Origin of the sequence: Actinoalloteichus fjordicus, assembly GCF_001941625.1 — a bacterium.
GTDB lineage: Bacteria > Actinomycetota > Actinomycetes > Mycobacteriales > Pseudonocardiaceae > Actinoalloteichus_A > Actinoalloteichus_A fjordicus.
Genome location: NZ_CP016076.1, coordinates 2,992,120 through 3,011,445, shown reverse-complemented (window position 1 = coordinate 3,011,445; position 19,326 = coordinate 2,992,120). Strand labels below are relative to the sequence as shown.

Here is a 19,326-nt window from a genome sequence, read left to right as displayed (position 1 = left end):
GGCTCCCGGCAGAGCCGGTGCGGACGAAGGGCCTGCTGCGCGTGCTCGGACCACAGCTCCGGCGACTGCTCGGGAACCCGGCCGCGTCGACCGACGAAGCCGAGAAGGCGGTTCGCCGAACAGGATTTCGTCGCGCACGCCGCGACGACGAATCGTGCGGTGAGGAGTCGGGGCGAGTCGCGTCGGGGCGGGACAAGTCGGGGCGGGTCAGGGCAGGACGAGTCGGGGCAGGGCGGGGCGGGACGGAGCCGAGTCAGGACGGAGCCGAGTGATGATCGCGAAACGGTGTGGGGGGGGCTGGCAGGTGGCGCTCGGCATCGCCTGCTGCGCGCAGTGAGAGACGCGGTCCCTCTCGACTGCTCGGTTCCACGGTTCGTCCTCGGCAGACGGCGCAGAGACGTGCCGGTCCGGCGAGCTCAGGCAGCGCGGCGCCGATCCGCCATCGCTCGCCCGGCATCAACCGCCTCACCAGCCGGGATGGCTGAATCCGGCCGCACACGGTCACCGACATTGACCACGCAGTGATCATCGCTAGGTTCGGAGATCGACAACCCCCGTCGCGGCGACGTCCGTCCCTTCCCCCCGCCAGACGCCACGGAACCCCTCTCGTTCCCCGGTCCGGACTCGGCGACGTCGCCGGGTGTCTGGGAGATGACGACGGGTCGCGCCGCGTGTCATCGCCGACGGAACGGAGTTCGTCCATGCCTGGATTTCCTCGACGTGGTTTTCTCGCCGGAACGGTGGCCGCAGGCGCCGCAGCGCAGCTTCCCTGGCTGACAGCGCAGGCGTCCGCCGCCACGAGGCAGACCTCGGCCGCCCCCGCCGAGGTCAGCCTCGGCTGGCTGGAGGGCGGCGCACCCGCCGAGGTTCCCGGCACCACGTGGGGTGTGCCCTGGCCGAAGGGGGCACTACCCGCCGATCAGGCCTTCGCCCTGCACACCGACGGCGGCGACGAGGTGCCGGTGCAGACCTGGCCGATCGGCTACTGGCCGGACGGCTCGCTGAAGTGGTCGGCCCACGCCGTCGGCCCGCACACCGCCGCCGATGCCTACCGGCTGACACCCGGTGACGGATCGGCGCCCGCGGCCCCGGTGACGGTGCGGGAGGACCGTCGCATCGTCGAGATCGACACCGGAGTGATCCGAGTCCGCATCCCGCGCAGCGGGTCCACCCTGATCGAGTCGATCAGTCGCGACGGCGTGGAGATCGCCGGTGCGGGTGAGTTGATCCTGATTCGGGGCGACTCCGCCGAGGACGGCGACGAGGGCAGCAGCAGGCGGGAGCGCTTCGTCGGCCGCGTCGGCACGGTGACCGTCGAGCAGGCCGAGGCGGTCCGCGCCGTAGTGAAGGTCGAGGGCGTGCATCGGGCCCGTCGGGGTGGTCGGGAGATGCTGCCGTTCACCGTGCGGCTCTATCTCTACGCGGGTGCCGAGAACCTGCGGATGATGCATAGCTTCGTCTTCGACCGGGACGGTCAGGAGGACTTCGTCCACGGGCTCGGCGTGCGACTCCAGGTGCCGATGCGCGATCAGCAGCACGACCGGCACATCCGGTTCGGCGGGCAGGACGGCGGTCTGCACGCGGAAGCCGTGAAGGGCCTGACCGGTCTGCGGCGCGACCCTGGCGTCGAGGTCCGACAGGCGCAGGTCGCCGGTCGGCCGACGCCGCCGGTGGACGGCTTCCCGGACAACGTGCGCACCCGGATGCATCTCATCCCCGACTGGGGTGATCACACGCTGAGCCAGCTGTCCTCGGAGTCCTTTCAGATCCGCAAGCGCACCAAGGCCGGGCACGGCTGGGTGCCCTCGGCAACGGGCAGGCGCGCGTCGGGCCTCGGCTATGTCGGGGGCATCAGCGGCGGTCTGGCCTTCGGGCTTCGCGACTTCTGGCAGCGGCATCCCACTCAGCTCGACGTCCGCAACGCCGCGACGGAGACGGCCGAGGTGACGGTGTGGCTGTGGTCGCCCGATGCCAAGCCGATGGACCTGCGGTTCTTCCACGACGGTCTCGGCCAGGACACCTACGAGGAGCAGCTCGAGGCCCTGGAGATCACCTACGAGGACTACGAGCCCGGCTTCGGCACCGCTGAGGGGATCGCTCGAACCAGCGAACTGCTGTTCTGGGCGCTGCCCGCCACGCCGACCGCCGACCGCCTCGCCGCGATGTCGGCCTCGGTGAGCACACCGCCGCTGTTGACCGCGCCGCCGGAGCATCTGCACGGCGCGGGCGTGTTCGGCGATTGGAGCCCGGTGGACCGCTCCACGCCTGCCAGAGCCGAGATCGAGGATCGGCTGGACTTCCTGTTCGCCTTCTACCGTGATCAGATCGAGCAGCGGCACTGGTACGGGTTCTGGGACTATGGCGACGTCATGCACACCTACGATGCCGACCGCCACGTCTGGCGGTACGACGTCGGCGGTTATGCCTGGGACAACTCGGAGCTGGGCACCGACATCTGGCTGTGGCTGCACTACCTGCGCACCGGCAGCGCCGAGGCGTTCCGGCTGGCCGAGGCGATGGTGCGGCACACCGGCGAGGTCGACGTCTACCACTCCGGCCCGTACGAGAAGCTCGGCACCCGCCACAACGTGCAGCACTTCGGGTGCAGCGCCAAGCAGGTGCGCATCAGCACGGTCGCCAACCGGCGGTACTACTACTTCCTGACGGCCGACGAGCGCGTGGGCGATCTGATGCACGCCCAGATCGACGTCGACCAGACGTTCCTCACGCTCGATCCGAGCCGCAAGGTGCGCGGCGACGTCTACGAGCCGGACCCACAGGCATTGAGCATCGGCACCGGCACCGACTGGAGCGCGTTGGCCGTCGCCTGGCTCACCGAGTGGGAGCGCGGCGGCGATCCGATCGCGCGGGAGAAGCTGTTCGCGGGAGTCGAGACGATCCCGCAGCTGCCGAACGGCTTCTACACCGACGGCGAGCGCTACGACATCGACACCGGTCGCTACCACCTGCCTGCGGATCACGGGATCAGCGTCTCGCACCTGAACGCGGTGTTCGGCCAGGTGGAGTTGTGCAGCGAGTTGATCGATCTGCTGGCGGACTCCGCGTTCGAGGAGGCCTGGCTCCAGTACTGCAGGCTGTACAACGCCACGGCCGCAGAGCAGGAGGCCGAGCTCGGGGAGTCGCTGGGCAATCTCAACCTCGGGCAGGCACACTCCCGGCTCACCGCCTACGCGGCCAAGCGGCTCGGTGACGAACGGCTGGCCGAGCGGGCGTGGGCGGAGTTCTACGGCGGTGCGGCGGGGTACGGACCCGATCTCGACTGGTCGGTGACCCGGATCGAGGGGCCGCGCACCCTGAACCCGATCGACGAGGCCGCCTTCGTCTCTACCAACGCCAGCGCACAGTACGGGCTGGCGGCCATCCAGAACCTGGCGTTGATCGGCGACCGCCTGCCGGACTGAGTGCGGACGATCCCGTTGTGCTCGCCTGATCAATCCCTCCATCGGCACGGCCCTGGCGGGGCCCGTCCACCGGAATCTTCCCGCTCGGCGGGCCTCGTCGGCGGAGCGGGATCGAGACGGCCCCGCGTCGAGACCGGGTCGCTCGCCACACCGGGTCGGGTCACTCCGGGTTCGGTGGCCGGACGAGACCCGTGCGGACTCGTGGTCCGTCGGTGTGCGCGAGCCGCGCCGCGAACCTCCGGGCGGTCGGCCCGCGAACCGGCGGTGGACGCCGAGTAGCTGCGCAGCCCGCCCCACGACAGTGCGGCAGAGCTATTCGGGTCGGACGGACTGAAACGGCGGCACGTCGACCCCGGGCCTGCCGGGTCCGAGGTTCCAGTCCGTCTGACCCAAGTCCGTCGCCCGGTCCATCGCGGCGTTACCCGCCTCCGCCGGTCGGCCGGGGAGTGGGATCTGCTTCGCATCGCCTGCATAGGGGACGGCATCGAACGTCGTGCGGTTCTCGGTCGAACCCGCCCGCGACGGGATAGGAGGCCGGGCTGCGAGACGGCAGGCTGCCGGTGTTTCCCGGTAGCGGAAGACGCGGCCCCCTCGGACATCGGATTCCGCTTCGCGGTGGGTGCGGTTCGTGATCAGATCTACCGCAACAAGCGCATCCACTCACCGAGTCGCGCACGAAGATCACCCGATGGGGAGCCCGAGTCCGCGTCCGGTCGCGGGGCTCGGCCCTCGCAGGCGTCCCGGCGAGTAGATGATCAGCTGCGTCGGGAGTCGACTCGGGGCGACACGGCGTCCGACGCGGCTCGCCGAGCCGCGTCCCGGATCGCAGTCTCCTCCGCATGCGAGCGGCTGCGCTGCGTCCAGCAGACGAAAGGAATCGCGACATGCACCTCAGGACGACAGGTCCCCTCGACGCTCCGGTCCTTCTGTTCATCCACGGCGGCGGAATGGCCGGGTGGATGTGGAACGCCCAGATCACGCATTTCGAGCAGCGCTACCGCATCCTCGTCCCCGACCTGCCCGGACATGACAGGAGCAGCGACGAGGATTACACGACCAGTGCGGCCGTCGTCGAGTCGCTCGCCGAGGAGCTGCGCAGGCTGCCTTCGGGCACGGACGTCACGGTGATCGGCTTCTCCCTCGGCGCCCAGATCGCGATCGAACTGGCCGCCACCCACGCCGATCTCGTCACGCGCGTCGTGGTGGTCAGCGCGCTCACGCAGGGCGCACCGCTGCCGGGTCTCGTCGACTGGATCGTCGGTGCCACCGCGCCGTTGGCTCGGATGCCCTGGTTCGCCAGGATCCAGGCGAAGTCCCTCTTCGTTCCCGACGAACTCCTGGACGACTACCTCCGGACCTCGGCCGCGCTGACGAAGGAGAGCCTGGTCGCGCTCACCCGGGCCAACGCGGTGTTCCGGACACCCGAGTCGTGGCGCGAGTTCCCCGGTCGGGCATTGCTCCTCGCCGGTGACAAGGAGCCGCGCGCGCTGCTGCGCGGGATGCCACAACTCCATGCGGACCTGCCCGGCAGCGAGTGGGAGGTGCACGCAGACACCGGGCACGGGCTGCCCCTCGCGCATCCCGCCTGGTTCAACACCCGGGTCGACGACTGGATCACACGGCCCTCGTACTGACCGGAGAGGGTCTGCGGCAGGAACGGAGCACGCCCACGGCGCGGTTCCGACTCCGGTCTCCGCGCGGGGCCCTCGTCCTGGCGACCGGTGCAGACCGGCCGTCTGCGGGCTACTCGGCGCCCGATGCAGGTTCGTCCTCCGCTGCCTGGTCGTCCACTGCGGCCGATGCCGGGGCGGCCGGGTTCGACCACTCGACCGCGATCTTGAAATTGGCCTCGGCCGAGGTTCTGGCGATGACCACACCCGCCTCGGCCGAGACCTTCACCGCGATCTCCACCGTGACCTTGTCCGGCTTCCTCGGCATGTCACTGATGCGTTCGACGGTCATCGCGCCGAAACGGCGAATGCGCTCGATGGACTTCTCGACCCGCCTGCGCAACCGCCGATCACGCTCGGCCGCATCGCCGTCCGATTCGTCGGCATCGGCGTGGTGCTCGGGAGAATCGGAGTCTTCGACGTCCAGATCCTCCAGATCATCGAGGTCGTCCAGGTCACGGTCCGCCCGTCCCGGCTTCGACGGAGCGACCCGTCCTCTGCCCACGGGCTCGGCGCCGCCGTAGTGCGGTGCACGCGACTCGTCGCCCTGGATGGGTACCGGATCGCCGTCGTCGAAGGGGAGGTACTCCACGTGCACGGTCACGGTCGTCTCCTCGGATCGTCGTCGAGCGTCCCGCCGAGCCCGCCCGGCAGAAGTTGATCGCCGCCTGCGGTCGCCACCCGGTACGACGGCCGCCCGACACGGTTTCGCCTCGACCCCGGCCCGCCGCGTCGTCATCCGAGAAGCCGTTCGAGGTCCCGACGGCAAAGTTAGCGTGATCGCTCCGCAGCGCGGGGCGGTATCAGGCGAGTCGATCGGCGAGATGCTCGGCTGCGACGACGTCATGCGGTCGGACAGAGACCGATCATCCCCGACGTCGGCCGTCGCTGGCGGGCCTGGCGACTGCCGATTGGTCGACGGCCGTGCGTCACGAGCACCGACCGGCATCGAGGGGCTACCGCACCCGCGTCTGCCTGCATGCACGGCACGGCCGTGCAGGTCCGTTGTGGAGCGTGACCGGACCCGCCCGCTCCGGATGCCGGGCCCGTGTCCGGCGTCGAATGCGGTGCGAACTCCGTCGAACGGGCTTTGACACCGCTCGGGGTCACCCGTACCGTGGAAAGCGCTTTCCATTCGTCTACGGTGAGGCCTCGTGTCGATCTCGCGTTACCGCGACCTGCTCTCGACCCCGGCCGTCGGGGCATTGCTCGCGTCCTCGGTCCTCGCCCGCGCCTTCACCGGGATGACCAGCCTCGCGATGCTGCTGCTGGTCACCCAGGATCACGGCTACGACGTGGCGGGACTGGTCACCGGCACCTCGGTGGTCGGCTCGGTGCTCACCGGACCCGCCGTGGCCCGGCTGGCCGATCGCGTCGGACGACGGCTCGTGCTCCTGGTGTGCTCGGTGACCTACACGGGCAGCCTGGTCACTCTCGCGCTGCTGCCCTCGGAGCCGCTCCTGCTCATGGCGGTCGCCTCGGTGGGCGGCGCGACGACGCCGCCGGTGATGGCGGCACTGCGGGCCGCCATCGCGGCCCTGACCTCCCCGGAACAGCGACTGACCGCCTTCTCCCTCGACTCGACCTTGCAGGAGATCGTGCTGGTCGTCGGGCCGATGGTCACCACCATGCTCGTCGCCTTCGCCGGTCCGCAGGCGGCACTGATCGGCTCGGGCGTGCTCACCCTGCTCGGCACCGTCCTCTACTGCGGACAGCGCGCCGCCGAGGCGGGCAGACCGGCCCGCGCCCCGCACAGGCGCCGAGGAGCCCGCCATGAGCCGCAGTCCGATTCGGCGCCGCCACCACGCAAGGGCAGGCTCGCCGGACCGGGCTTCGTCATGATGATGGGCTCCGCCAGCGCCTTGCTGGCAGGCCTGGTGATGGTGAACCTGGCGGCCGTGGCGGGAGCGGGCGGACCGGACGCGCCGACGGCCTCCGCCTTGATGCTGGCCTGTGTGGCCGCCGGGTCCGGCATCGGCGGCTTGGTGTTCGGCGCGCGAGCCAAGGGCCGCGCCGCGCTCGCGCTGTTCCCCGGTGGTGTCGCCGTCGGCGCCGTCCTGCTCGCACTCGCCCCGAACACCGTGGTGCTGGCGATCCTGCTGGTCCTGTTCGGCACCATGGTCGCGCCCGCCCTGACGATGCTCTACGACGGACTCACCCGGCGTGCCTCGGCGACCCGCGCCACGGAGGCCTTCGCCTGGCTGTCCAGCGCCACCGGAGTCGGTGGCGCCATCGGCAACATGGCGGGCGGGACGGTGGTCGAGCATCTCGGCTCGCGTGGCGGCTTCCTCGTCGCGGCGGCCTCCCTCGCGATCTGCGCGGGAATCTGCTCGCTGCCGGTTCTGCGCAGACCCGCGATCCGACCGGAGCCCGAGAACCAGCCCGTGGTCGCGGGCGCCCCGCAGCCGCCGTGACGTCCGGCCGGGACTCGATCGATCGCCATCGCCGTCCTCCTCGGGGCGGCAGCAGGCCGCTCGCCCTGGATGCGGCGGCCCGGTCGGGTCTCGGCGGCGGCATCGCGAGTGAGTCGAGCCTGCACCGCAGCGTCGCACGCGCCTCGTCCGGGCTGATCAGATCCGGCAACCTGCGAGCAGGCCTGCCTGCGTGGCCGGGGGGCAGCAGATCGACCGGTCCGGCTCGGCGCGCCGCCGATCACTGGCGACTCCTGATCATCATGGGCAGCCGTCCCTGGCCGCCTCGGTCATCACCGGAGGTTCCCGGACCGCCCGGGTAGGGCACGCCCGCGAGGCCCTCTCGACAGGGTCCCGCGAATCACGCCCGTTCGCGGCCCTGCCAGGCCGCCCAGAGCCGCGCATACCGACCTCCCGAGGCGACCAGCTCGTCATGGGTGCCGATCTCGACGATCCGGCCGTGCTCCAGCACCACCACCCGGTCGGCCGTCACGGCCTGCGGCAGTCGATGGGCCACCACCAGCGTGGTCCGGCCTTCGGTCGCTCGGGCGGCGGCCCGCTCCAGCTCACGGGCGCCCGCGCTGCCCGCCTCGGCGCTGGCCTCGTCCAGGACCGCCACCGGCGGGTCGGCGAGCACCAGCCTCGCCAGGGCCAGTTGCTGCGCCTGCGGGGCGGTGAGTCGACGGGCGTTCTCGCCCACCACCGTGTCCACGCCGTCGGGCAGTGCGGTCACCCAGCCGAGCGCTCCGACCCGGTCGAGGGCGGCGCGCACCCGCGACTCGTCCGCATCCGGAGCCGTCAGCCGGACGTCGTCGATCAACGGCCCGGAGAAGACGTGGACGTCCTGGCTGATCAGAGCGACGTGCCTGCGCAGCTCACGCAGGCCCAGCTCCCCGATCGGCACTCCGCCGAGCAGCACCGAACCCGAGGCGGGAACCAGCACGCCTGCCGCAATGCCCGCCAACGTCGTCTTGCCCGCCCCGCTGGCGCCGACCAGCGCGACCCGCTCCCCCGGCCGGATGCGCAGGGTGACGTCGGCCAGCACCGCCGGCCCGTCGGCGGGCACCGAAGACCGGGCGGCATCGGGACCGGCGGCAGCGCGACCGGCGGCGCTCCCCGGCGGCGCCGAATAGTGATGCGAGACCGAGCGGATCTCCAGACCGGTGTCGGCGGGTCGCGGCGGGTCGACGGGCTCGGCGGCGGCGGGGATGTCGGCGACGCCGACGAGCCGGGCCAGGCTCGCCCCGGCCGACTGGATCTTGTCGAAGCCCAGCATGACCGCGCTCAGCGGGTTGAACAGTCGGTGGAAGTACAGTGCGGCCGCCGTGGTGGCTCCCACGGTGGCCAGGTCGCCACGGACCAGCAGAAAACCGACGACGATGATCGCGGTCAGCCCGACGAACTCGCCCGCGTTCACCCTGGAGCCGAAGCGGGTGAGCAGCCGGAAGACCCGCACCGAGATCGACTTCGCCGCCGAGGACCGCTCGTTGATCATGTCGACGCGCTCGGCGTTCAGCCGGTAGGAGTCGACCGTGGCGTGCCCGTGTAGCGAACTCATCATGACCTCGGCCCGCTCGGCGATCGCCACTCGCTCGGCCGCGTATCCCGGCCCCGACCTCGGCAGATACCAGAACAACGCCCGGATGTAGATCGGCAGGGCGAGCAGGCCCGCCAACCCCAGCCGCCAGTCCAGCGCGACCAGACCGCCCATGGTGAGCAGCAGGGCGAGCACGGAGGAGACCAGGACGGTCGCCTCGTTGGCCACCACGCGGCCGACCACCGCGACGTCGTCGCCGACGCGGGAGAGCAGGTCGCCGGAGCCGGTTCGCTCCAGGACTCCGGGCGGGAGGTGGAGGGCTCGGTCGACGACCCGCTCCCTGAGCCTGGCCAGCATCGTCTCGCCCGCCCGGACCATGAGAGCACCCGCCAGCGCGGTCAGCACACCGCCTGCCAGCGCGGCGCAGGCGATCAGGAGGACGACCTCCAGCACGTCGCCGCCGGTCGCGCCGCGCGTCACCGCGTCCACCAGCCTGCCCAGCGCCCAGGGGGCGACGAGCCCGCAGAGATTGGCGAGCACGCAGGCGATCAGCGCGGCCGAGGTCGTGCCGGGGGTGTTCAGCAGTTCGGTGCGCATCACCTGCCAGGACCGACGCGCCGAGGCGATCGGCAGGGACGAGGCGGCCGACTCGTCCGCCGTCGGCTCGCGACGACGCTTCCGCCGGGTGCGGCCGGGCTGACGAGTGCGGCGGGATCGTCGCCCGCCCCGCTCGTCGGAGTCGGTGCCCGCAGGGACGTCGGTCGCGACCGCGTCGGCTTCGGCGACCGCGTCGGCCCCGACGGAGTCGGTTGGCGTCGCGCCGGGCGAACCCACGACGACCGCGTCCAGCCGGTCACTGCGCAGGCTCGCCGCGCCCGCGATGCCCGACCGCCCGGTCGACGTCTCGGCCACCGCCGCTCCCTTCACGCCTTCCGACGAGCCTGCGGCCGTCGAGAGTGAGCCTGCCCGCGCCGAGCCGGGCCGGGCGGGCTCCCCGGCCCGGGCTGCCGAGCGGGCCTGCTCGGATCGATTCGTCGACGAATGCGTCATCGCAGGACTCCGCTCCGGTACCGCTCATCGGTCGCCGCAAGCCCGGCGTGGGTTCCCACGGCCCGAACCCGGCCGTCCGTGATGACGACGACCCGGTCGGTATGGGCCAGCAGCACCGGGCTGCTGGTCAGAACGATCGTGGTGCGCGACGTCGGCGCATCGGCGCCGTGCCGAAGGCGGGCCAGCCCCGTCGCGATCGACTCCTCCGTGACGGCGTCGACGGCGGTGGTCGGGTCGTGCAGCACCAGCACCGGCGGATCGGCGACCAGCGCGCGGGTGAGCCCGATGCGCTGCCGCTGGCCGCCGGAGAGGGTGGCACCGCGATCGGCCACGGCGTGGTCCAGGCCGTCGGGATGCGCGGCGACGACCTCGTCGGCCGCCGAGGCGCGCAGCGCCGCCGCCACCTGCTCGGCCGTGGCCGTCGGCCTGCCGGTGAGCACCGCGGAGCGCAGGGTGCCCTCGAAGAGGTCGACGTGGTGATTCTCCACCAGCAGCGCGCTGCGCAGCTCGGTCAGTCGTAGGGCGGTCAGCGGGACGCCGCCCAGCAGGGCAACGTCCGAGGACGGCGGGGTCGCCCCCGGCTCGTCACGGCGCGAGGCAGCCACGTCCGCTCGCGGGACGACGTCCGCCCCCACCGCGACGGCGGCTCCGGAACTGCGTGTCTCCTCCGTCGGCGGACCGGCGGGGACCCGCCCGGAGAGCAGTTCCAGCAGTGCCTCGGCATCACGGGCGTCCTCGGTCACCACTCCAACGAACTCGCCGGGGTCGACGCGCAGGTCGAGCCCGCGCAGGGACCCGTGCTCGATCCCCGAGAGCCGCAGCACCGGCGGGTCGATGAGGAGCGTGTCGCCCGGCTCCACCCGATTCGGCGTGTCGATCACGGCCACCAGACGCGCCGCCGAGGCCTTCGCGACGGCGAAGGCCTGGCCGCAGAAGCCGAAGAGCTGCACGGGCTCGGCGATGAACTGCGCGAGGCCCACCACGGTGATCAGCTCGCCGATGCCGATGCGGCCCTCGACGGCGAACCAGCCCGCGAAGCCTGCCACCGCAGCGAGTAGGAGCCCGCTCGCCGCCGTCGTCGAGCCTCGGTACACGCCGATCGGGGTGGCGGCTCGCAGGGTGCTGCACAAGGCGTCGGCGCTGCTTCGCCGGTAGCGCTCGCCCGCGTTGTGTCCGGCGCCGAGGCCGCGCAGCGCGTGCAGGCCTCGGACCAGGTCCGTCGCCAGCCCGGAGAGCCTGCCGACGGCGGCCTGCTGCGCGCCGCTGCGCCGGGTGAGCAGCGGCGCGGCGAACTGCAGCAGCACCACCAGGATCGGGACGCCGATCAGCACGCCGAGGCCGAGCGGCACGTCGATGCGCAGCAGCACCACCGCGGAGATCACCATCGCCACCGAACCGGCCACCACGAGCGCCACGATGTCGAGCACGGCCGAGGCCCGTTCCGCGTCGCCGGTGGCCACCGACAGCAGCTCCCCCGCCGGGGCGCTCGTCTCGGCGCCACGCGGGTCCAGTGCCCGGCCAGCGACCTCGACACGCAACAGGTGTGTCTCCTGCTGCATCGCGCCGAACAGCGAGCGGGCTCCCAGCCGCCAGGCGAGGGTCAGGGTGAGGAACAGCGCCGCGAGCGCGACCACGGACCAGGTCAGCACACCGCCGTCACCGGTGACCACGGCTCGGTCGATGACCAGTCCGATCGCCACCGGAACCATGGTCTCGGCGGCCTGGTGCGTGCTCAGGCCCGCCACGCCGACGGCGACCCGACGACGATGCCTGCCCACGGCACGGCGGAGCAGTCCCCCCGGCGTCATCGCCTCAGCCCGACACGGAGTCGACGGCGGTGGCCGAGTGGTGCCTGCCGATCGGAACGACCATCGGCGTGGCCGAGACGGGGCAGGGCACCACCCGCGAGGCCATGCCGAACACGTCCGACACCAGCTCCTCGGTCACGACGTCGGTCGGTGCGCCCTCGGCGACGATGGCGCCCTGCTTCATCGCGATGAGGTGGTCGGCGTACCGGCAGGCCAGGTTCAGGTCGTGGAGCACCAGCACCACGGTGCTGCCCTTGCGCCGGTTCAGGTCCGTCAGCAGGTCCAGCACCTCGATCTGATGGCTGACGTCGAGGAAGGTGGTCGGCTCGTCGAGCAGCAGAAGGTCGGTGCCCTGGGCCAGCGCCATGGCGATCCAGACCCGCTGTCGCTGGCCGCCGGAGAGCTCGTCGATGGAGCGCCCGGCCAGTTCCAGGGTTCCGGTGGCCAGTAACGCCTCGGCCACGGCGTCGTCGTCGCCCGTGCTCCACTGGCGGAACCAGCCCTGATGCGGGTAGCGGCCCCGGCCCACCAGGTCGGCGACCCGGATGCCCTCCGGGGCGGTCGGCGACTGCGGAAGCAGGCCGAGCACCGCAGCCACCGCCTTGGTCGACTGGGAGTTGATGTCCTTGCCGTCGAGGTGGATCGTGCCTGCGGCGGGGGCCAGCAGCCGGGCCAGCCCACGCAGCAGCGTGGATTTCCCGCAGGCGTTGGCCCCGACGATCACGGTGACCTTTCCCGGCCGGATCTGCACGTTCAGGTCCTTGACGACCTCGCGGCTGCCGTAGGACAGGCGCAGATTCTCCGCGCTCAGCGTGTGTCGGTCCGTCATCCGATGCTCCTCATCACCTGTGCCACCACGTCCACTCCACGCCGTCCGTCGCGTCTCATTCCGCGCGGTCTGCATCCGCGGGGGGCGCGTCGGCGGCGATCGACTCCATCGGGCGTCATCCGCTTCGTCCTCCGCGATTCGACACGGCCAGCAGCCACAGCAGGTACGGCGCCCCCACCAGCCCGGTGATCACGCCCACCGGGAAGTCGACGCCGTCGATCAGGTGCAGGGCGATCAGGTCGGCCGTGAGGACGAGGAGACCGCCGGTCAGGGCGGACGGCAGCAGCGCGAGGCCCGCTCCTGCGGTCAGCCGCCGGGCGATGGGCGCGGCGACCAGCGCCACGAAGGACACCGGACCGGCGGCGGCGGTGGCCACGGCCGCCAAGGCCACGCCGACCGTGATCAGCCCCAGCCGCGAGCGCTCCACCCGGACGCCCAGTCCCGCTGCCGAATCGTCGCCCAGTTGCAGCGCACGCAGTGGTCGGGACAGCACCACCACCAGGGGAAGCAGCACGGCCAGACACCACAGCAGCGGCGTCGCATGGGCCCAGGTCCTGGAGTGGAGGCTGCCGGTCAGCCAGACGAGGGCCGCCTCGGCGGTCTCGACACGGGACCTGGTCATCACGTAGGAGATGACGGCGGTGAGGATCGCCGCCACGCCGATGCCCACCAGCACCAGCCGCTGTCCGGCGACTCCGTGTCGCCAGGCCAGCAGATAGATCGCCAGCGCGGTGACCAGCGCGCCGCAGACCGCACCGATCGACACCGCCGCGCCGCTCGCCCCGAACACCACGATGGAGATGACGGCGGAGGCGGACGCCCCCGAGGTGATGCCGATGATGTCCGGGCTGGCGAGCGGATTGCGCAGCAGGCTCTGGAACAGGGCGCCCGAGAGGCCGAGCGCGACGCCCACCAGTAGTCCGGTCAGGGCCCGAGGCAGGCGCAGTCCGCCGATGATGAAGTCGGTCGTGGGCTGGGCACCGCCGACGAACCAGGCGAGGACCTCGGAGGCCGGGACGGGGAAGTCGCCGAGGGACAACGACACGACCAGGACGACGGGCACCGCGACGGCCAGACCCAGCGTCACCGCCGTGTTCCGCAGGCCCTGTCCCCGACGGGCGCGGGCCACCGCGTGTCGAGCGGACTCGGTCGCGCCAGGACGGCGAGGGGAGTCTGGCCGGTCGCCGCCCCGGTCCCGCCGAGGCGGCCCGCCTGCGGGCCGGGTTCCTGGCGCGCCGGACGGGGTTCGCTCCGAGCCCGCCCGATCGAGGATGCCGCCGGTTCCGTTGGTCGCCATCACAGCTCCAGCAGTCGACGTCGGCGGATCAACGCGATGAACAGGGGCGCCCCGAGCACGGCCGTGACGACCCCGACCTGCAGTTCACCCGGATTCGCGACGACACGCCCCAGGATGTCGGCGGTCAGCAGGAGGATGGGGGCGAGCAACGCCGAGTAGGCGAGGATCCACCGGTAGTCGGGTCCGGTGATCAGCCGGGCGACGTGCGGCACCGCGAGACCGATGAAGCCGATCGGACCCGCTGCGGCCGTGGCCGTCCCGCAGAGCACCACGACGGCGATCAGGACGAGCAGTCGATCACGGCCGACCCGTCTGCCGAGCGACCGCGCGAGGTCCTCCCCGAGCGAGAGCGCGTTGAGCACCCGGCCGCAGACCAGCGCGAGCAGCAGCCCGGCGAGGATGAAGGGCAGCGCCTGCACCACCACGTCCATCCCTCGACCCGCCAACGCGCCGACCTGCCAGAAGCGGAAACGGTCGAAGGCGGCGGAGTCGGTGATCAGCACCGCCGTGGTCAACGACAGCAGCGCGGCGTTCATGGCCGCACCGGCCAACGCGAGCTTGAGCGGCGTCGCGCCCTCGCGACCCATCGCCGCGATGCCGTAGATCACGACGACGCTCACCGCCGCCCCCGCGAAGCCGAACCACACGTATCCGGTCAACGTGGTGACCCCGAGAACACTGATCGCGGTCACCAGGAAGAAGGCGGCGCCCGCGTTCACCCCGAGGATTCCAGGGTCGGCCAGCGGATTGCGGGTCACGCCCTGCATCAGGGCGCCCGCGACACCGAGCGCCACGCCCGCCAGGATGCCGAGCAGCGTCCTGGGCAGCCGCATCTCCCGGACGACGAGGTGATCGCCGTCGGCGGCGTCGAAGGTCCAGAATCCGTCGTGGGTGAAGGCGTCCAGCACCACGGAGAACGGGATGGGCTTGGCGCCGACGGCCAGCCCGGCGAGCACCGCGACCAGCAGCACCAGCCCGAGTCCCAGCAGGCCCGCGCCGAGCCCGAGGGTGCGCCGGACGGACGGGCGGCCGACGGGATCGACGGTCGCGGGGTCGGTGGAGTCCTCGTCCGCCGGGCCGGTCGAGGCTGAACCTGCTCCGACGACGTGGTCCCCGGCGGAGCCCCGCTCCTGCCCCGCGGCGGCGGTGCCGCCGCCCGCCTGCCGGGATTCGTCGGCGGCAGGCGGCCCGGAGCGGGTCCGCGCACCACTGTCGAGGGCAGCCCGGTCCGTCGATCGATTCGCGACGGACCGGGGTTCGACCGTGCCGGTGCCCGGCACTGGACCGGGCACCGATCCGCCAGGGGGCAGCGTCGTCACGGCTGCCGCCCGGGTGGCCCCGGAGGCCTCGACAACGCTGCGACGAGTCCGGTCGCCTCGTTCCACATCTCGTCTTCCCTCGTGCATGGACGTTCGCGGCTGCCGAGCTGCGGCCGGGTCAACCCACCTTCTCGACGATCAGGGGCAGGAGTTCGTCGATCGTGTAGGGAATGCTCAGCACCGTGTTGTGCGCCATGGCCAACCCGAGGTATTCGGTGTCCAGCCAGATGACGTCATCCCGCTCGACGACGTCCAGTGCCTGGAAGACCGCGTCGTCCTGGGCGGCCTCCTCGCTGCCGCCCTGGTCGAGGATCACCAGTACATCGGACTCCAACAGGTCCATCCGCTCGGCGCTGAGGTCGATGTAGAAGGCGCCGTCGTCGAGTTCGGCCAACTCGTCGGGCAGTCGTAATCCCATGGCCGTCATGAACTGGCCTCGGGCGTCGAGGTCGGTGAACGGCCAGTAGCCGCCGTCGGGGTTGGGCAGCAGCGCGGCGCCGGTCCGGCCCGCCAGTTCCGGATGTTCGGTGGCGGTGTCGGCGAGCAGCGTCTCGGTCTCCTCGATCAGCGCGGCGGCCTCGTCGGGCTTGCCGACGGCATCACCGATCACCTCGGTGTGGTCCTGCCACGGGATGGCGTAGTCGGCGTGATCTGCCGAGCGGACGACCGTGGGCACCAGTTCGGAGAGCGCATCGTAGGTGGCCTCGTCCATGGAGTAGGTCACCGCGAGGATCAGATCGGGTGCCAGAGCGAGCACCTCCTCTGGCGTCGGGTCGGAGTTGCCGGGCAGGACCGCCGGCTCGGCGTCGCCGAGGGCGTCGGCCGCCCACGGGCCCACCGAGTCCAATCCGACCCAGGGATGGACGGCCATCGGCGTCACGCCCAGCGCCAGCAACGGGTCATGATCATTGATGCCGAGGGTGACGATGCGCTGCGGCGGCTCGGTGATCTCGGTCTCGCCGTACTGGTGCTCGATGGTCACGGGGAAGGCGGCGCCCGCTCCGCTGTCGCCCTCGAATCCGGTGTCCGGTAACTCGGCGGACTCGTCGGCCGTGCCGCAGGCCGACACCAGCAGGAGAGCGGCGGTGAGGCCGACGACCACCCGGCGTAGATTCCGGGGGGACGAGTGCGGCACCATGATTTTCCCTTCACCAGCACGGACCAGAGTTAGGTCAGGCTAGCCTAAAGCTCTCGATCATTCGTCGGCGCATGAACGTGTCCCAGGTCGCAGGTCCGCGCCGCCCCGCAGGACCGCGTTCACACTGCCCCGCCGATCCCGCCGCGCAGGTCGCACGTCACGCCGTCCGGGCAGGCTCGGGCCGCTGCTGCGGAGGATCAGGGCCGGTCAGCGCGCCCGGCGGATCGGAGACCACTTCGGTGCCGGAGCGGGCACGCCCACCACGCGCACCGAACCAGCCGCGTGTGATGTCGACACCGCCCTCGCCGAACGCTCTCCGCTGCCCGAGACACGCTCGGTCGCGTGACCCTGGAGCCGGACGGGGCCGTGAGCGGGTGGCGGCGGATACGCGGGCTAGCTCGGGCGCAGCGCGATGGCCAGCAGCTCGGCAGGCGGCCCGACGAGCCTGCGACCCGACGTCCACACCGCCCGCAGCGTCCGCCGCAGGTCGACGTCGGCCACCGCGACCTCGACCAGTCTGCCCTCGCGAAGATCCACGGCGACCGCGAGGACGCTGAGCACGGCGGGGCCTGCCCCGGCGATGACCGAACTGCGCACCGCCGTGGTCGAGCCGAGTTCGAGCAGGACGGTGGCGGGCGGCGCACCCGCTCTGGTCAGGGCACGATCCAGTGTCTCGCGCGTGCCGGAGCCGATCTCGCGCACCACGAGCGGCGTGGCCGCCAGGCGCGCGGCGTCGACGGGCCTGCGACGCCGCGCCCACGGATGCCCCGGCGCGACCACCACGGCCAGCCGATCGGTGCCCACCCGGCGAGCGGCCAGCCCTGCCGGGGCCGACGGCGACTCGACGAACCCCAGATCGACCCCGCCCGAGCGCACCAGCTCCGCCACCGTCTCCGAGTTGGTGACCTGCAACCCCGCATAGAGGTCCGGTGCGGCCGCCCGCAGCTCGCCGAACCAGCCGGGGGCGAGGTGCTCGGCCACGGTCATGCTCGCCGCGACCCGCAACGTCGCCTGATGCCTGGCGCGCAAGGCCTGCGCCCCGGTCACCAGACCCGCGAACTCGTCGAGCACCCGCCGCGCCCAGTCGGCGACCATCTGCCCGCCGGGGGTGAGTGTGGAGCCGCGCCGGGTGCGATCGACCAGCACCAGGCCGAGCTGCCGCTCCAACAGGGAGAGTCGCTTGCTCGCCGAGGGCTGACTGACGTGGAGGTCGGCGGCCGCCCGGCTCAGGCTGCCGTGCTCCCCGACCGCCACGAGCAGCCGCAACGAGCGGAGATCCGGGTCGTCGGTCATGCACACAGGTTATGACCCCAGTCGGATTCGAGGGCTACCGACCCGCAGGCGACACCCGAATGCTGGGGCGTCGTGAGCATCGGCGACCCGACGACAGGAGCAGACCGCCTCCCGAGGTGGGCGGGCGAGGAGGCGGTGGACGCGGGACGGGCCCGGCCTGCGTCGGATTCGTGGGACTGCGCGGGTGGTGCCGGCTCGGCGGACGGCGAAGCGTGCCTCGCGGCCTGCGACGCCGGGGCCGGATGCAGCCCGGCCGCCCTCGGTGCCGACAGTGTCGCCGTGGGCACCGCCGCGTCGGCCTGCAATCGTGGAGCCGTCACCGAGACGACCCGTCCGGTGGCAGGCGGACCGCACCCGACCGGTTCCGACGCCGAGCGTCCCAGCGCAGACCGTCCCACCGCAGACGCGGAGGCCTGCGGCGAGAGCACCGTCGGCGTCTCGACGGCAGCCGGCGACCCGTCCTCCGACGCCTGCGACATCGGCGCACCGCCGACCGACCCGCGACCGTCGACCGTCGCCGCCTCGAGTTCTCGCCTCGCCCCCGCCCGGCTGGTGCCGGGGCTCGTCGTCGTCGCCGTCGCCGTCGGGCTCGCGGCGGTGCTGCACGCCGCGATCCCGTCCGTCGGGTTGGTGACGGCGGCACTGCTGCTCGGTGTGCTGGCCGGAAACCTGCCGCTGCTGCCCGCCGCCGCCTCGGTCGGCGTCACGTGGGCGACCCGCAGACTGCTGCGGGCGGGTGTGGTGCTGCTCGGGTTGGGGCTGTCGATCCCGCAGCTGCTCGGCGTCGGTCCCGGCGTGCTGCTCGCCGTCCTGCTCACCGTGGCGGGGACCTTCGTGGTCACGGTCTGGCTCGGCAGGCTCCTGGGGCTCTCCCGTGGCCTGTCGCTGTGTGTGGGCACGGGATTCGCGGTGTGCGGCGCTTCGGCGGTGGCGGCCGTCGAGGGAGTGATCAGACGCGAGGAACGGGACGTCGTGACCGCGATCGCCCTGGTCACCCTCTACGGCAGTCTCGCGGTGGCGGCGCTGCCCCTGGCGGGCGGGGCGCTCGGGCTCGACGAGCAGCACCTGGGCCGGTGGATCGGGCTCAGCGTGCACGAGGTGGCGCAGGTGGTCGCCGCCGCCGCACCCGCAGGCGAGGAGGCCGTCACCTCGGCCGTGGTGGTGAAGCTGAGCCGAGTCGTGCTGCTGGCACCGCTGATCGCGGCGATCAGCGTCGTCGAACGGCGCCGCAGACCGACGACGGGGACTCGGCCGCCGCTGATCCCGCTGTTCGTGGCAGGCTTCCTCGCCTCGGTGGCGCTGCGCAGCAGCGGCCTGCTGCCCGACGTCGTCCTGGCGCAGGCCGCGACACTCACGACCGTCCTGCTCGCGGCGGCGTTGTTCGGCCTCGGCACGACGGTTCGCCTGGCCGCGCTGCGGCGGACCGGCCCGCGCGCCCTGCTGCTCGGGCTGGCCTCGACCCTCGTGGTCACCGGGTTGGCCTGGTCGACGCTGTGGGCGCTGGGCTGAGCCGCGACAGCCGTCCGCCTGCCGGGTAGACCGGGCGTACGGC

The 19,326-nt window shown here is 72.2% G+C and carries 12 protein-coding genes; 4 read left to right on the top strand and 8 right to left on the bottom strand.

The window, feature by feature from the left end; genetic code table 11:
• Window positions 1-701: 701 nt before the first annotated feature.
• Window positions 702-3,422 (top strand): exo-rhamnogalacturonan lyase family protein, encoded by a 2,721-nt coding sequence (locus tag UA74_RS13375; protein WP_075764475.1) that lies wholly within the window; start codon window positions 702-704, stop codon window positions 3,420-3,422.
• Window positions 3,423-4,306: 884 nt separating this feature from the next.
• On the top strand, window positions 4,307-5,056 hold the full coding sequence (locus tag UA74_RS13370) for an alpha/beta fold hydrolase (protein ID WP_075764473.1): 750 nt from the start codon (window positions 4,307-4,309) through the stop codon (window positions 5,054-5,056).
• A gap of 109 nt (window positions 5,057-5,165) precedes the next feature.
• On the opposite strand, the gene UA74_RS13365 is transcribed toward UA74_RS13370, so the two are convergent.
• Window positions 5,166-5,696, bottom strand: coding sequence for a CU044_2847 family protein (locus tag UA74_RS13365; RefSeq protein ID WP_075740523.1), 531 nt, complete (start codon window positions 5,694-5,696; stop codon window positions 5,166-5,168).
• A gap of 550 nt (window positions 5,697-6,246) precedes the next feature.
• Between UA74_RS13365 and UA74_RS13360 the strand changes: the two genes are divergently transcribed.
• Window positions 6,247-7,506 carry an MFS transporter gene (locus tag UA74_RS13360; RefSeq protein WP_075740522.1) on the top strand — a complete coding sequence of 420 codons (1,260 nt, stop codon included), beginning with the start codon at window positions 6,247-6,249 and terminating at the stop codon, window positions 7,504-7,506.
• 358 nt (window positions 7,507-7,864) lie between these two features.
• Here UA74_RS13360 and UA74_RS13350 read toward each other — a convergent pair whose 3' ends face one another.
• From UA74_RS13350 to UA74_RS13320, 7 genes are all read right to left on the bottom strand, one after another.
• Complete coding sequence (locus UA74_RS13350) at window positions 7,865-10,090, bottom strand: ABC transporter ATP-binding protein (RefSeq protein ID WP_083683181.1); 2,226 nt, start codon at window positions 10,088-10,090, stop codon at window positions 7,865-7,867.
• Window positions 10,087-11,898, bottom strand: a complete 1,812-nt coding sequence (locus UA74_RS13345) for an ABC transporter ATP-binding protein (protein ID WP_075764471.1) — start codon at window positions 11,896-11,898, stop codon at window positions 10,087-10,089. Before UA74_RS13345 ends, UA74_RS13350 begins: the two co-directional genes overlap by 4 nt.
• Before the next feature lie 4 nt (window positions 11,899-11,902).
• Window positions 11,903-12,727 (bottom strand): ABC transporter ATP-binding protein, encoded by an 825-nt coding sequence (locus UA74_RS13340; RefSeq protein ID WP_075740519.1) that lies wholly within the window; start codon window positions 12,725-12,727, stop codon window positions 11,903-11,905.
• Between the two features lie 115 nt (window positions 12,728-12,842).
• On the bottom strand, window positions 12,843-14,024 hold the full coding sequence (locus UA74_RS13335; protein WP_083683180.1) for a FecCD family ABC transporter permease: 1,182 nt from the start codon (window positions 14,022-14,024) through the stop codon (window positions 12,843-12,845).
• Entirely contained in the window at window positions 14,024-15,316 is a 1,293-nt protein-coding gene (locus UA74_RS13330) for a FecCD family ABC transporter permease (RefSeq protein ID WP_318533299.1), read from the bottom strand. The genes UA74_RS13335 and UA74_RS13330 overlap by 1 nt, the downstream gene beginning before the upstream one ends.
• Before the next feature lie 145 nt (window positions 15,317-15,461).
• Window positions 15,462-16,481, bottom strand: a complete 1,020-nt coding sequence (locus UA74_RS13325; protein WP_075764469.1) for an iron-siderophore ABC transporter substrate-binding protein — start codon at window positions 16,479-16,481, stop codon at window positions 15,462-15,464.
• Between the two features lie 393 nt (window positions 16,482-16,874).
• Window positions 16,875-17,774 (bottom strand): LysR family transcriptional regulator, encoded by a 900-nt coding sequence (locus UA74_RS13320; RefSeq protein ID WP_075740517.1) that lies wholly within the window; start codon window positions 17,772-17,774, stop codon window positions 16,875-16,877.
• A gap of 279 nt (window positions 17,775-18,053) precedes the next feature.
• Between UA74_RS13320 and UA74_RS13315 the strand changes: the two genes are divergently transcribed.
• Window positions 18,054-19,283, top strand: coding sequence for a YeiH family protein (locus tag UA74_RS13315; protein ID WP_404799975.1), 1,230 nt, complete (start codon window positions 18,054-18,056; stop codon window positions 19,281-19,283).
• Window positions 19,284-19,326 lie beyond the last annotated feature (43 nt).

What these genes read in the sequence shown, in the direction of transcription:
- UA74_RS13375 (WP_075764475.1), top strand. Translation starts at nt 702, where the DNA reads ATGCCTGGATTTCCTCGACGTGGTTTTCTCGCCGGAACGGTGGCCGCA.
- UA74_RS13370 (WP_075764473.1), top strand. Translation starts at nt 4,307, where the DNA reads ATGCACCTCAGGACGACAGGTCCCCTCGACGCTCCGGTCCTTCTGTTC.
- UA74_RS13350 (WP_083683181.1), bottom strand. Translation starts at nt 10,090, where the DNA reads ATGACGCATTCGTCGACGAATCGATCCGAGCAGGCCCGCTCGGCAGCC.
- UA74_RS13345 (WP_075764471.1), bottom strand. Translation starts at nt 11,898, where the DNA reads ATGACGCCGGGGGGACTGCTCCGCCGTGCCGTGGGCAGGCATCGTCGT.
- UA74_RS13340 (WP_075740519.1), bottom strand. Translation starts at nt 12,727, where the DNA reads ATGACGGACCGACACACGCTGAGCGCGGAGAATCTGCGCCTGTCCTAC.
- UA74_RS13335 (WP_083683180.1), bottom strand. Translation starts at nt 14,024, where the DNA reads ATGGCGACCAACGGAACCGGCGGCATCCTCGATCGGGCGGGCTCGGAG.
- UA74_RS13325 (WP_075764469.1), bottom strand. Translation starts at nt 16,481, where the DNA reads ATGGTGCCGCACTCGTCCCCCCGGAATCTACGCCGGGTGGTCGTCGGC.
- UA74_RS13320 (WP_075740517.1), bottom strand. Translation starts at nt 17,774, where the DNA reads ATGACCGACGACCCGGATCTCCGCTCGTTGCGGCTGCTCGTGGCGGTC.